This window comes from Micromonospora sp. NBC_00389 (genome assembly GCF_036059255.1).
GTDB lineage: Bacteria > Actinomycetota > Actinomycetes > Mycobacteriales > Micromonosporaceae > Micromonospora.
Map to the genome: position 1 here is coordinate 743,363 of NZ_CP107947.1, position 13,799 is coordinate 757,161.

Annotated in this window: 12 protein-coding genes and 1 pseudogene; 6 read left to right on the top strand and 7 right to left on the bottom strand. The window is 71.4% G+C overall.

What is annotated here, in order from left to right; genetic code table 11:
• Window positions 1-27: 27 nt before the first annotated feature.
• Window positions 28-2,205, top strand: a complete 2,178-nt coding sequence (locus OG470_RS03545; RefSeq protein WP_328420703.1) for a tetratricopeptide repeat protein — start codon at window positions 28-30, stop codon at window positions 2,203-2,205.
• Between the two features lie 43 nt (window positions 2,206-2,248).
• Here the strand turns inward: OG470_RS03545 and OG470_RS03550 are convergent, their stop codons facing one another.
• From OG470_RS03550 to OG470_RS03575, 6 genes are all read right to left on the bottom strand, one after another.
• Entirely contained in the window at window positions 2,249-3,190 is a 942-nt protein-coding gene (locus OG470_RS03550) for a threonine/serine dehydratase (RefSeq protein ID WP_328420705.1), read from the bottom strand.
• Between the two features lie 16 nt (window positions 3,191-3,206).
• Window positions 3,207-4,007 carry a 2OG-Fe(II)-dependent halogenase WelO5 family protein gene (locus OG470_RS03555; protein ID WP_328420707.1) on the bottom strand — a complete coding sequence of 267 codons (801 nt, stop codon included), beginning with the start codon at window positions 4,005-4,007 and terminating at the stop codon, window positions 3,207-3,209.
• A gap of 573 nt (window positions 4,008-4,580) precedes the next feature.
• Window positions 4,581-4,790, bottom strand: a complete 210-nt coding sequence (locus OG470_RS03560; protein ID WP_328420709.1) for a hypothetical protein — start codon at window positions 4,788-4,790, stop codon at window positions 4,581-4,583.
• A 228-nt stretch (window positions 4,791-5,018) separates the two neighbouring features.
• The gene (locus tag OG470_RS03565; protein WP_007465523.1) at window positions 5,019-5,273 is read right to left on the bottom strand and encodes a Smr/MutS family protein; all 255 of its coding nucleotides are present in this window, start codon (window positions 5,271-5,273) and stop codon (window positions 5,019-5,021) included.
• A 121-nt stretch (window positions 5,274-5,394) separates the two neighbouring features.
• Entirely contained in the window at window positions 5,395-5,763 is a 369-nt protein-coding gene (locus OG470_RS03570; protein WP_328420711.1) for a tetratricopeptide repeat protein, read from the bottom strand.
• 110 nt (window positions 5,764-5,873) lie between these two features.
• On the bottom strand, window positions 5,874-6,644 hold the full coding sequence (locus OG470_RS03575) for an ROK family protein (protein ID WP_328420713.1): 771 nt from the start codon (window positions 6,642-6,644) through the stop codon (window positions 5,874-5,876).
• Between the two features lie 62 nt (window positions 6,645-6,706).
• Here OG470_RS03575 and OG470_RS03580 point away from each other — a divergent pair, with 62 nt between their 5' ends.
• From OG470_RS03580 to OG470_RS03590, 3 genes and pseudogenes are all read left to right on the top strand, one after another.
• A complete protein-coding gene (locus tag OG470_RS03580) occupies window positions 6,707-8,344 on the top strand; it encodes an ABC-F family ATP-binding cassette domain-containing protein (protein WP_328420715.1) in 1,638 nt (545 codons plus the stop codon).
• 38 nt (window positions 8,345-8,382) lie between these two features.
• Window positions 8,383-8,628 (top strand): annotated as a pseudogene (locus tag OG470_RS03585) (hypothetical protein); the annotation flags it as partial.
• Between the two features lie 348 nt (window positions 8,629-8,976).
• On the top strand, window positions 8,977-9,702 hold the full coding sequence (locus tag OG470_RS03590) for a methyltransferase domain-containing protein (protein ID WP_328420717.1): 726 nt from the start codon (window positions 8,977-8,979) through the stop codon (window positions 9,700-9,702).
• A gap of 38 nt (window positions 9,703-9,740) precedes the next feature.
• Here the strand turns inward: OG470_RS03590 and OG470_RS03595 are convergent, their stop codons facing one another.
• Entirely contained in the window at window positions 9,741-10,748 is a 1,008-nt protein-coding gene (locus tag OG470_RS03595) for a LacI family DNA-binding transcriptional regulator (RefSeq protein ID WP_328420719.1), read from the bottom strand.
• Window positions 10,749-10,893: 145 nt separating this feature from the next.
• Here OG470_RS03595 and arfA point away from each other — a divergent pair, with 145 nt between their 5' ends.
• Together arfA and OG470_RS03605 are read left to right on the top strand one after the other, a co-directional pair.
• Window positions 10,894-12,408, top strand: a complete 1,515-nt coding sequence (arfA, locus tag OG470_RS03600) for an arabinosylfuranosidase ArfA (protein WP_328420721.1) — start codon at window positions 10,894-10,896, stop codon at window positions 12,406-12,408.
• A 59-nt stretch (window positions 12,409-12,467) separates the two neighbouring features.
• The gene (locus OG470_RS03605) at window positions 12,468-13,799 is read left to right on the top strand and encodes an ABC transporter substrate-binding protein (RefSeq protein ID WP_328420723.1); all 1,332 of its coding nucleotides are present in this window, start codon (window positions 12,468-12,470) and stop codon (window positions 13,797-13,799) included.

The window sequence follows — 13,799 nt, forward strand, 5'->3', positions numbered from 1 at the left end:
GCGGACGTTCCACCCGACGATGCCGGCGTGCCCCGGCCGGCTTACGACCGGCCGAGTCGGGTCTCTGTCGACCCGCCGCTCGGGCGGCTGGACTGCCCGTTGCACGGGCGGGACGACCTGATCGACGAGATCATGCGGCCACGGGAGATCGCCGGGGACCGGGCCTCGGTGCACATCCTCTGCGGCATGGGCGGCTCAGGTAAGAGCCACGTCGCCCTGGAGATCGCCCGCCGTGCCCGTTCGGACGGACGGACCGTCTGGTGGGTGCAGGCGGGCCGGCTCAACTCGGGGATGCGCGAGGTGGTCAGCCAACTCGGCGCCTCGGAAACCCAGGTCGACCAGGCATGGGCCGGGATGATCAGCGCAACGGACCTGGTCTGGCGCTACCTCAACCAGGCCGGGCAGCCCTGGCTGCTGATCTTCGACAGCGTGGACGAGCCCGGCACGCTCGGCCCCACCGACGGGGTGCTCGCCGACGGCACCGGCTGGCTGCGCAGCCCGGAGGCCGAGGACGGCATGGTCCTGGTGACCACCCGGGACGGCAACCGGAGCACCTGGGGCACCTGGTCGACTCTGCACCAGGTGCGCCCGCTCGACGCCGACGCCGGCGCGCAGGTGCTGATCGACCGGGCCGGCCCGCAGGCCGGTGACCTGGCCGACGCCCGGGAGCTGGCCCGGGAGCTGGGCGGGTTGCCGCTGGCCCTGCGCGCGGCCGGCAACTACCTCCGGTCGGTCAACGCCAGCCCGGTCTGGCGCGGCTCCTCCACCATCACCACCTTCGCCGACTACCGGGCTGCGGTGGAGCGCCGGTTCCGCTCGCCGCGCGACGCCGCCGACATCGACCTCGACGAGTCGCTCGGCCTGGAGATCGTCCGCGAGGTCGACGACATCTCACTGGACCTGCTGGCCCGCCGCCAGCTCCAGCAGAGCCGCCCACTGCTCAACGTGCTGGCCTGCCTGAGCATCTCCCCGGTGCCCTACGAGGTGGTGCTCAAGCCGGCCATCCTGGCCGGGTCGCCACTCTTCGAAGGGCTGACCGGCCGGCAGCGGGTGAAGGTGCTGGAGGGCATCGGGGACCTCACCCTGGTCGACTTCGACGTCCGGGAGGACGTCACCGACCCGGCCTTCGCGCACGTGCTGTCGCTGCACCCGCTGGTGCACGCGATGTTCCGGGACCGGGACGAGGTCCGCGAGCAGATCGCCGAGTACCACGGGCTGGTCATGAGGCTGCTGCTCGCCGCCACCGAGGGGCAGAGCCCGGACGACTCGGGCGTCTGGGCCAACTGGGACGTGCTGGTGCCGCACCTGGTCGAGGCGGTCCGCGAATACCTCGTGCCGCAGCAGCAGAAACACGACCCTGAGACGGTACGCCGGGCGCTGGAGCTGGCCCGGCTCACCGCCCGCTACCTCATCGCGGTCGGCCTGCCGGGCTCGGCCTTCGACATTCTCGACCCGATCGTGCGCGGTTGTGGCGCGTACGACCACGAGCGCGACCGGCCCCAGGTACTGGCGCTGCGGCACGAGCTGGGCCGCACCTGGCTGGAGCGGAACCAGCCGGAGATGGCCGAGCGGGTGCTCCGCGACGTGATCGCGGACCGGACCAGGGTGCTCGGCAGCGACGATGCCGACACGCTGGCCAGCCGGCACAAGCTGACCAAGGCGATCATGGCGCAGCGTCAGTGGCCGGAGGCCGAGCTGGAGCTGCGGCAGATCGTCATTGCCGAAGACCAGGTCCGCGGTCCGGAGCACTGGGACACCATGGTGGTGCGGCACAGCCTCGCGCTGGCCGTGCTCGCCCAACACCGGGCCGCCGAGGCCGAGGAGATGCTGCACGCCATCCTGGAGGTCCGGTACCGCACCTGGCCACTCAACCAGCCGGAGACCTGGCAGGCCCGGCACACGTTGGCCCGCTGCATGCAGGAGCAGGGCCGGCTCGACGAGGCGGAGACGGAGCTGCGGGCCACCCTGGCAACCGTCGAGCCCCGGCACGCCGACCGCAGCGAGGTGCTCGCCATCCGGGCCACCCTGGCCGCGCTCCTGCTGCTCGACGGGCGCCTCGACCCGGCGATCGAGGCGTACGAGCAGCTGCTGGCCGACCGGCGGCGGCTGCTCGGAGACACCCACCTGGACACTCTCCAGGTGGAACATGCGCTGCGTCGCCTGCGCAACGGCGACGAAACGGCCGGGCCCACCGGCGGACGCTGAGCACCGACGACCGCCACCGGGCTCGGCGCAGCGGGCGTCGGGGTCAGTGCGGCGCGGCCGGACCCAGGTCGCTCGGGTCGGTGTTGCCGCCACAGACGATCAACGCCACCCGCTCCCCCGCCTGCGGCACGTACGCGCCACCGACCAGCGCGGCCAGCGCCGCGGCGCCGCCCAGCTCGGCGGCGACCCGCAGCTCCGACCAGAGCAGCCGGCGCGCCCGCACCAGGTCCTCGTCGCGGACCAGCACGGAGACCACCCCGGTCCGGCGGGCGGTGTCGAAGGCGATCTCGCCGATCCGACGGGCGCCCAACGAGTCCGTGGCGATGCCGCCCACCTCGATGTCGACCGGCCGGCCGGCCTTGAGGGCGGAGTGCAGGGTGGGGATCTGCTCGGGCTCGACGGCGACGACGCGTACCGACCCGTCGAACCAGGTGGCGATGCCGGACACCAGCCCGCCCCCGCCGACCGCCACCAGCACGGTGTCGATCCCGTCCAGCTGCCGTTCCAGCTCCCGGCCGACGGTGCCCTGACCGGCCACCACCTCCGGCTGGTCGTACGCGTGCACGACCAGCGCGCCGGTCTCCTCGGCCCGCTGGGTGCTCGCCGCCAGCGCCTCGGCGTAGTGCTGGCCAACCTGCCGCACCTGGGCGCCCAGCCCGGCCAGCCGCTGCACCTTCACCGGCGAGGCGGTGACCGGCACGAAGACCTCCGCCGGCACACCCAGCGAGCGGGCCGCGTACGCGACGGCGAGGCCGTGGTTGCCACCCGAGGCGGCGATCACCCCCGCCGAGGGCAGCGACCCCTGGAGCATCCGGTTGAACGCGCCGCGCGGCTTGAACGAGCCGGTGTGCTGGTGCAACTCCAGCTTGAGGCTGAGCTGCCCCGGCACACCCAGATCGGCACCGTCGATGGTCAACACCGGGGTTTCCCGGACCCGCCCCTCGACCAGCGCCGCAGCCGCCTCGACGTCGCTTCTGTCCACCATGGGAAAACGCCCTTCGCTACGACCAGAGGGCCAGTCGACCGTCGTCGGTGAGCCCGACGAAACATCCTATGGAGATCCGCCGGCCATCCGTCGCGGGACGCACCGTGTGGTAGTGCCGCGGGTCGAACAGGAAGCCCTCGCCGAGCGTGGGTCGCAGCGTCAACGACTGCGCGTCGGCGGTCACCGACTCGTCATAGCCGTACCCGCCCGGAACGCGCAGGTCCTCGTCGTCCGGCTGCCACCGCCGCCGCCACAGCACGGTCTCACCGCCGGCCGGCGGCACGCGGACGTAGATGTTGAAGGCCAACTGGGCCACCACGTCGGTGTCGAGCAGTCGGCCGGCGTACTCCCGGACGGCGTCGTCGAAGTGCACCTGGAGGCCGGCGTTGATCTCGCGGACGATGCCGACGTGCATCTCCCGCCGCTGCCGCCGCCCGGGTGCGACGTCCGGCCAGGCGGCCCGGAACGCGGCCAGGCACAACTCCCGCGGCGCGTCCGACAGGCCCAGCGTGGACCAGGTCTTCTCGGCCGCGCGGGCCGCATCCCAGTAGTCCTCACGCAGGTCACCGGCATCGCGGTGGTCGTTGATGGCCGGGCCGAACTTGGCGACGACCGGAAACACCCGGCTCTCCTCGTAGCGGTCCATCGGGGCGGCGGCGAGGGCGGCGGTGATCGCGTGACAGCGGGCCGGGGAGAGCAGGCCCGGCACCCGGAGGGCAGCCAGCCGCCCTGCGACGAGCCCGGCGACGTCCGCTCGGGTGATCACATCGGATTCGACGGCGACGAACAGCGGGTCGGTGTTCCTCGGTTGCTGCACGGCGGTCCTCCTGTTGCGAAGATCCCTCACCGGACATGTCGCGCCCCACGACAGCGCACGATGCAATGTACCGACCGACGGCAACCGGGCCGGGGCCATCGACATTGACCGCGCCACATGCCGCGAACAGTTTCCGCAGTTCCGGATGGGGTGGCGCGGGCACCGCTACCATCGGCGCAACGGGGGTCCGGCGCACAGAGCCGTACGGCGGTTGGATTCCGCCGATCGGGGAATGGTGACGCACCCCGGCCTGACGGATGATGCGACTAGTTCGAACGCTGACAAGGAGTTCGATATGGCTGGCGCCGGCCCGACGGATCTTGACAGGCAGACCGACCGCCTGGAGATGGCGCGTCGAATAGCCCGGGAAATGATCGAGTCCGACCATCAGGCACTGGAGCTCGCCATCCGGCAGCGCCCGCAGTGCTGGTCCCGGCGCCCGACCGGCCACGGTGCCCGCCCGGAGCCGACAACTCACTGATCCGACAGGTCACGGGAGCCGTCGCCGAGTCAGCTCGCCGGCTCGTGATCTCCGTCGTGGTCACGGATCAACGCCGCCCATGCTCTCTGCTGTCACGGGTGGGCCTGCTCCAGGTCGTACCCGCAGGTAGCGCCCGCTATGGAATAGCCGACGGTGGCTGCCGCCAGCACGAGGCCGACACCGACGCCGAGGGCTGCCGCGCCTTTGCTGGACAGCCCAGTTCGCCAAACGAACACGGCCGTCACCACGGCGGCCAGGGGCAGCGAGAACGCGAGGGAGAGCCACACGGTCTCGCGGAACACCCATACCAACCAAGCTGGATCCCCGGTGATCTCCTCGCACGGGACCGGGTGTGCGGGCCTGGGCGCCGCCGCCAGCGGCGCAGTGGCAAGACCAGCGAACGCGTATGCCAACACCGTCCAGCTCAGCGCAGCCCGGGTCCTCGGCCAGTCGATCACAACGGCGACTGTGCCAGACGCCACCGAAGACGGCTACGGCACGCGGACCTGATCGCCGTACAGCCGGGGCCTCTACTTCCAGCGGAAGTGCACGAAGAGCCGGCCGAAGTTCTTGGAGTCCTTCTCCACCCGGTGATAGAGCTGCTTGACGTCCTTCTGATCGAGGAACCGCAGCACCCGCTTCTTGAGCTGGCCCGACCCCTTGCCAGGGATGATCTCCACGAGGGTGGCCTTCTTCGCCACCGCCTCGTCCATGATCCCGCGCAACGCCCGGTCGATGTCCTGGCCCTTGTTGAAGATCTCGTGCAGATCCAGCTTGAGCTTCATGCCGCAGCCCCCGGCCGGTCAGGTCCCATGTCCGCCATCCTAGGCACGCCCGTCGGCCCACCCGCCGGACGATGACGGGGCGACCCCGAAGGGCCGCCCCGTGCATATCACCGGTCCGCGCTCAGCGCCTGCCGCCCAGGCGGGTCTCCACCCGCTCCAGCGCGACCCGGTAGTCGTCGTTGGCCGCGTACATCGCGGCAGCGATCCGCAGGTGCCGCAGCGCGTCCGAGTGCCGGTTGAGCCGCTCCAGCGTCCGACCCAGCACGTGGTGCGCGTAATGGTCGCTCGGGTCCCGGTCGACCAGCTCCCGCAACTGCTCCTCGGCCCGGCTGAGCTGGGCCGACTGGAAGTAGGCCCGGGCCAGCAGCTGCCGTACCGCCGCGTTGCCGGGTTCGGCGTCCACGATCGGCTCCAGCAGTCGGGCCGCTCCGCTCGGGTCACCGGTTTCGAAGAACATGGTCGCCCGCCGGTAGTCCGCCAGAAGATCCATCTGCCCACCTCCTCGGGTCGCGCCGTCACCTGTTCCGACGCTGGCACAACGCTGGCCGTTTAGCGACTGTTCCCCGGGTTGGGATCGGGCCGAATCCGGCCCTCGGCGGGTCAGGCGCGGGCGTCCCGGCGCCCGGCGGCCAACTCCCAGGCGCGGACGCCACCGACGATCCCGGCAGTGTTCGGCACCACCACCACGTCATCGCCCATCCGGGCCAGTTGCTCAGGCCGAATCAGCCGGGAGTTGCCCCCGCCCAGATAGAGCCGGTCCCAGCGGAACACCGGGCGGAGCCCGTCCACGACCTGGCGGATCCGCCGGGACCAGAAGGCGTCGCCGAGCCGGCGGCGCTCCGGCTCGCCCACGTACGTGTCGTAGGTGGTGCCCCAACGCACCGGCGCGTGGGACAGCTCCAGGTGTGGGGCGAGCACCCCGCCGTCGAAGAGGGCGCTGCCCAGCCCGGTACCCAGGGTCAGCACCAACTCGCAGCCGGTGCCGGCGACCACCCCGGCACCGTGCACCTCGGCGTCGTTGAGCACCAGCGCCGGCACCCCGAACGCCTCGGCCAGCGCGCCTCGCGCGTCCCAGCCGGACCACTCGGCCAGCAGGTCCGGGTCGACACGGGTACGGGGGCCGCTGCGGGTCACGTAGTGCGGTGTGGTCACCACCACACCGTGCCGGATCATCCCGGGCACGCCGACCGTCAGTCGGTCCGGCGTTGGCAGCCGAGCGCCCAGGTCGAGCAGGGTCTGGACAAACAGCGCAGGAGGCAACGGGTACGGGGTCGGCACCCGTAGCGGCCGGGCCCGCATCGTGCCGGCCTCATCGAGCACCGACGCCTTGATGCCCCCGCCACCGCAGTCGATCGCCAGTGTGGTCACCACGTCGATGAGTCTGCCCGCTGCCGGCCGGTCATATGCGGGCGGCCGGATAGGCTGCCGTCCTGATGAGCGCCACGATGATCGTCAAGGACCTGGCCGCCGGGCACGGTGACCGCCCACTCTTCGCCGGATTGGACCTGGTGGTCGCCCCCGGCGACGTGGTCGGCCTGGTCGGGCCGAACGGTGCCGGAAAGTCGACGCTGCTGCGTACTCTCGCCGGGTTGCTGCCGGTGGAAGCCGGCAGTGTCACGCTCAGCCCGCCCTCCGCGAGCGTCGGACACCTGCCGCAGGAGCCGGACCGGCGACCGGGCGAGACGGTGCGCGGCTTCCTGGCCCGGCGGACCGGGGTGACCGCCGCGCAGGCGGCGCTGGACGCCGCGACCGAGGCGCTGACCGCCGGGACGGCGGGCGCCGATGACGCCTACGGCGACGCGCTGGAGCGCTGGCTCGCCCTCGGCGGCGCGGACCTGGACGAACGCGCCGAGCAGGTGACGGCCGACCTGGGGCTCGCCATCGACCTGGACCACCCGACGACCGGGCTCTCCGGAGGCCAGGCGGCCCGGGCCGGGCTGGCCTCGCTGCTGCTCAGCCGCTACGACGTGTTCCTGCTCGACGAGCCGACCAACGACCTGGACCTGGCCGGGCTGGAGCGGCTGGAGGAGTTCGTCACGGGGCTGCGCGCCGGCACCGTGCTGGTCAGCCACGACCGGGAGTTCCTCGCCCGCACGGTGACCCGCGTGCTGGAGCTGGATCTGCCGCAGCAGCAGGTGCACCACTACGGCGGCGGCTACGCGGCCTACCTGGAGGAGCGCGAGGTGGCCCGGCGGCACGCCCGCGCCGACTTCGAGGAGTACGCCGACACCCGGGCCGGGCTGGAGGCGCGGGCTCGTACCCAGCGTGCGTGGATGGAGAAGGGCGTCAAGAACGCCCGGCGCAAGGCCACCGACAACGACAAGATCGGTCGCAAGTTCCGCAGCGAGGCCAGCGAGAAGCAGGCGGCCAAGGCCAAGCAGACCGCGCGGCTGATCGAACGGCTCGACGTGGTGGAGGAGCCCCGCAAGGAGTGGGAGCTGCGGATGGAGATCGCCGCCGCCCCACGCGCCGGCGCCGTCGTGGCCACGCTGCGCGGCGCGGTGGTACGCCGGGGCGGCTTCACTCTCGGCCCGATCGACCTCCAGATCGACTGGGCGGACCGGGTGGCGGTGACCGGGGCGAACGGCTCGGGCAAGTCCACCCTGCTGGCGGCGCTGCTCGGCCGGCTGCCGCTGGACGCGGGCACCGCCTCACTCGGACCCGGGGTGGTGGTCGGCGAGGTGGACCAGGCCCGGGGTTTGTTCCTCGGCGACGCGCCGCTGATCGACGCGTTCCAGGCGGCCGTACCGGAGATGTCGCCGGCGGACGCGCGGACCCTGCTGGCCAAGTTCGGGCTGCGCGCGGCGCACGTGCCACGGCCGGCGGCCACCCTCTCCCCCGGTGAGCGGACCCGCGCGGCGCTGGCCCTGCTCCAGGGGCGTGGGGTCAACCTGCTGGTGCTCGACGAGCCCACCAACCACCTGGACCTGCCCGCCATCGAGCAGCTCGAATCGGCGCTGGCCAGCTATCCGGGCACGCTGCTGCTGGTCACCCACGACCGGCGGATGCTGGCCGCCATCGAGACGAACCGTCGGCTGCGGGTCGACGCCGGGCGGATCGCCGAGGATTGATCCGTGCCGGCGCGTCGCCGCGGGGTGACAATGACGCCATGCTCAAGTGGGAGTACGCACTGCTGGTCCGCCGTCGCCAGGCGGCGACCAACGACCTGGGCTGGGAAGTCGTCTTCGTCTGGTACGGCCCGGACGGCTCGATGGTCGACGTGACGCCGTACGGCGACACCGCGCTGGCCCACCTGAACCGGGCCGGCGACCAGGGCTGGGAACTGGTCGCGATGAGCGAGGACCCGTCCCTGCCCGGCAACCATGAGCTGCACCGCTACCACCTCAAGCGGCCGAAGCCCGCCGCCGCGCCGCCCCGGCAGCGGATGCGCGGCGGCGGCCGGCCCGGCCGCCGCACCCTCTCCGGCTGACCACTGCGACCGCTCGGCGGACTGACCCGGTCCGGCCCTGCGGTTCCCGCTCGACCCGTGCCCGGATGTGCGGTTCCGGCTCGGCCGGGCACCAGTCACAGTTGAGCGTGATACCTCAGAGGCATTTTTATGACTCTGAGGTATCACGCTCGCTGCGGCCTGGCCTCGAAGACTGCGACACGCCGATCAACGGCACTCCGACCCGCCGACGCGGTAGACGAGCGGGGCATACCGGGCGCGGATGCGGGTATCGCGCGGCGGGAGGTGACCCGAATGGTCGCTTTGGCACAGACTCCGCCCTCGGCCGACCGGCTGCGGGCGATCGACGAGTTCCTCGCTCAGGCGTGGGCGGACCAGGTCCGGCACGACGACCGGCTGCGTGGTCTGGCAGTCGAGGTGCGGTTCGACCGGGGGGTGGCCCATCTCAGCGGGGAGGTGGCCGAGCCCGACGACCTGCGGCTGGTCCGGGACCTGGTGGGGCGGCTGGCCGGGGTCTACGGCGTCTGGTGCCGGGTCGGCGTTGGCGGGCGGGAGCCGGTGGTGGTGGACCTCGGCTGCGGGCCGACCAAGCAGTGGTCGGGCAACCTGGGGCTGGACATCTACCCGGCGCCGGGGGTCAACGCCGTGGCGGACCTCTCCGGCTCGCTACCGCTGGCCGACAACTCGGTGGACGTCCTCTTCGCGGTGCACATCCTGGAGCACCTGATCGACTTCCTGCCGCTGGTGGACGAGTGCCACCGGGTGCTCCGCCCGGGCGGCGTACTGCACGTGATGAGCCCCTGGTGGGGGCATGTGAACGCGGTGGCGGACCCGACCCACGTCCGACTGATGGACGTGCAGACGTTCAAGGGGATCTGCCAACTCCGGCCGCCGGGCACCCCGCGCTGGTACCCGCTGCACGCCGGCTGCGACGGTGCCTCGATCTTCGCCGACCTCACCCCGCTACCCCCCGACGCCGACCCCGCAACCCAGTCCCACCTGGCCCGCTTCTTCGACTGACCAACCCCACTCCGGCCAGCCCCAACCGGGTCGACCGGTTAGGGGGTCTGGGTGGATTCGCGGATTTCCAGGCGATAGGGGGCGGAGAGTTCGCGGGCAGGGGCGGAGCGGTCGCCGTCGAGGCGCTCAGCCAGCAACTCGACGGCGAGCCGGGCGATCTGCGCCTTGTCGGGGGCGACGGTGGTCAGTGTGGGGATCGAGAACCGGCCGTCCTCGATGTCGTCGAAGCCGACCACCGCCACATCCTCGGGCACCCGCAGGCCGGCCTCGTGCAGGGCGCGCAGGGCACCCAGGGCGAGCGTGTCGTTGAAGCAGAAGACGGCGTCGGGGCGTACCCCGGAGGTGAGTAGACCGCGCATGGCGGCGGCGCCGTCGGCGCGGTGCCAGGCCGACGCGGGCGCCACCAGGGCCTCGTCGTAGTCCAGGCCGGCGGCGCGCAACGCGTCGGCGTAGCCGGTCAGGCGCAGCCGGGCGCTGGCGCCCTCGGGCGTGCGCTGCGAGCCGATGGCCGCGATCCGACGCCGGCCGAGCCGGATCAGGTGGTCGGTGATCTCCCGGGCCGCGCCGACGTTGTCGATCACCACGTGATCCGCCGGGCCGTGGTCGACCCGCTCGCCGAGCAGCACCATCGGCGTGCCGTCCAGGCCGGTCAGGTCCTCTGCGGTCAGCGCCAACGGGCTGAAGATCAACCCGTCGATCAGGTGGTCGGTGATGCCGGAGGCCACCACGCGTTCCTGCTCGCGCCGGCCTCCGGTCTGGTCGATCAGCACGGTCCAGCTGAACTGGGCGGCTGCGGTGACGACGTGGCGGGCAAGCTCGGCGAAGTACGGAATGTCCAGTTCCGGCACGGCCAGCGCGATCACGCCCGTGCGGCCCTTGCGCAGGTGACGGGCGGACAGGTTGGGCCGGTAGTTCAGCTCGGCGATCGCCTCCTCGACCCGGGCGCGGGTGTCCGGCCGCACGTGCACGTAGCCGTTGACCACGTTGGAGACCGTCTTCACCGACACGCCGGCCCGTTCGGCCACGTCCTTCAGCCTGTTTCGCACGCCGCAACCTCCCCGAGGTAACCCAGCGCACCATACCTCGACATCAACTCTTTACAACGTTGCCTACAACGTTGTAGAAACGACTGATACCGGGTGGGCGGTGACTGCGGTCACCCGGCACCGGCAATGAGGAAAGGTGGCACCCTTGCGGACCGCGCAGCTGACGATCGACCCGGCCTTCGCGATCGGCCCGGCCGACCGACGTCTCTTCGGCTCCTTCGTCGAGCACATGGGGCGGTGCGTCTACGGCGGAATCTACGAGCCCGGCCACCCGAGCGCCGACTCCCGCGGCCTCCGCCGTGACGTGCTGGAGCTCACCCGGGAGCTGGGCGTCTCGGTGGTGCGCTACCCGGGTGGCAACTTCGTCTCCGGCTACCGCTGGGAGGACGGGGTGGGCCCGGTCGGCGACCGGCCGCGCCGGCTCGACCTGGCCTGGAAGACGATCGAGACCAACGCGTTCGGGCTGGACGAGTTCATGACCTGGGCCGCCGAGGCCGGTGTCGAGCCGATGATGGCGGTCAACCTCGGCACCCGCGGCGTCCGGGAGGCGCTGGACCTGCTGGAGTATGCCAACCACCCAGGCGGCACCGAGCTGTCCGACCTGCGGCGCAAGCATGGCGCGGAGGACCCGTACGGGGTGCGGCTGTGGTGCCTGGGCAACGAGATGGACGGCCCGTGGCAGGTCGGCCACAAGACCGCCGACGAGTACGGCCGGCTCGCCGCCGAGGCCGCCCGCGCCATGAAGATGATCGACCCGTCGATCAGCCTGATCGCCTGCGGCAGCTCCAACCGGCGGATGCCCACGTTCGCCGCGTGGGAGGCGACCGTGCTGGAGCACACCTACGAGCACGTCGACTACATCTCGGCGCACACCTACTACGACCCGTCCGACGGTGACCGGGCCAGCATCCTGGCCTCGGCCGTCGACATGGACAACTTCATCACCGAGGTCGTCGCGACCGCCGACCACGTGGCCGCCAAGCAGCGGCACAAGCGCAAGCTGAAGATCTCCTTCGACGAGTGGAACGTCTGGTACGAGTCCCGACTCCAGGCCGACCTGGACCGGCGCGGCTGGGTCGAAGCCCCGGCGCTGATCGAGGACGACTTCACCGCGGTCGACGCGGTGGTCGTCGGTGACCTGCTGATCACCCTGCTCCGGCACGCGGACCGGGTCGGGGTGGCCGCCCAGGCCCAGTTGGCCAACGTGATCGCGCCGATCCGCACCCGCAACGGCGGCCCGGCCTGGCGGCAGAGCATCTTCCACCCGTTCGCGCTGACCGCCCGGTACGCCCGCGGCACCGTGCTGCGCACCGAGCCGGTGTCGCCGCGCTACGACACGAAGAAGTACGGGGACGTGCCGGTGCTCGACACGGTCGCCGTGCACGACGAGGAGACCGGTGAGCTGACCGTCTTCGCGGTCAACCGTGGCGAGGAGGATCTCCCCCTGGAGATCGACCTGCGCGGCCTGCCGGGACTGTCCGGTCTGTCCTTCCTGAGCCTCGCTGCCGGATCTGACCCGTCGGCGATGAACACCGAGGCCGAGCCCGATCGGGTGACGCCCCGGGAAATGCCCACCCCCACCCCCGACGGCGGCCGGTGCACCGTGCGCCTGCCCGCCGTGTCCTGGAGCGTGCTGCGCTTCGGCCCGGCCAGCGCCTGAAGTCGCACCGGGTTTGACCAGGCACAATTCATTCCGTCCCCCTCCAAGGAGATACCAGCATGATCCAGAACGACATGAGCCGGCGCCGCCTGCTCGGCCTCGGTCTCGGACTCGGTGCCGCGGCCTCGCTGACCCTCGCCGGCTGCGGCGGCGGCGATGACAGCACCTCCGGGCCGGCGGCCGGCAACGGCGGCAAGGAGTACACCGGTCCCAAGGTGGACCTGAAGCTGTGGAACGGCTTCACTGGCGGCGACGGCGACATCTTCAAGACGCTGGTGAACCAGTTCAACACCGAGCACCAGAACATCGCCGTCTCGGTGGCCACCTACCAGTGGGAGGACTACTACAACAAGCTCCCCGGTGCGGCCTCCAGCGGCAACGGCCCGGACATCGCGGTCATGCACATGGACCAGCTCGCCACCTTCGCCGCCCGCGGCGTGATCACCGAGCTGGACGACGTGGCCAAGAACCTGGAGCTCTCCGAGGGGGACTTCGCCCCGACGGTGTGGAAGGGCGGGCTCTACAACAACAAGCGGTACGGCATCCCGCTGGACATGCACCCGCTGGGCTTCTACTACAACAAGTCCGTCATGCAGAAGGCCGGCCTGGACCCGAACAAGCCGCCGACCACCAAGGACGACTTCACGGCGGCGCTGGTCGAGCTGAAGAAGGCCGGCGTCCAGGGCTTCTGGGTCAGCCCGTTCCAGTTCACCGGCGGCATGACCTTCTACTCCCTGCTCAACCAGTGGGGCGGCACGCTCTTCGACGCGGACGTGGCCAAGGCCACCTTCAACTCCGACCCGGCGGTCGAGGCGTGCACCTGGCTGGTCGACATGATCAAGCAGGGCCACTCGCCGGCCAACGTCGGCCAGGACGCCGAGTACCTGGCGTTCAAGAGCGGCAAGAACGCCTTCACCTGGAACGGCATCTGGCAGATCAACGATCTGAAGAAGAGCCCCGAGGTGCAGTGGGGCGTCGCCCCCCTGCCCCAGATCGGCAGCAAGCAGGCGGCCTGGGCCAACTCGCACAACTTCACCATCGTGAAGCAGCGGGCCACCGACGCCAACAAGGTCGCCGGGTCGAAGGTCTTCATCAACTGGCTGAGCCAGCACTCGCTGGACTGGGCCAAGGGCGGTCAGGTGCCGGCCCGCAAGGCGGTCCGCGAGAGCGCCGAGTTCAAGGCCCTGCCGGAGATCTCCGTGCTCGCCCCCGAGCTGGAGTACGCGGCCTTCCCGCCGGCGGCGCCGGGTCTGGGCGAGGTCATCACCACCTTCTACAACTCCTTCAACGAGGCCGCGCTGGGCAAGAAGTCGCCCAAGCAGGCTCTCGACGACGGGGTGGCCAAGGCCAACAAGCAGCTCGAGGACAACCGCAAGAAGTACGGGAGCTGA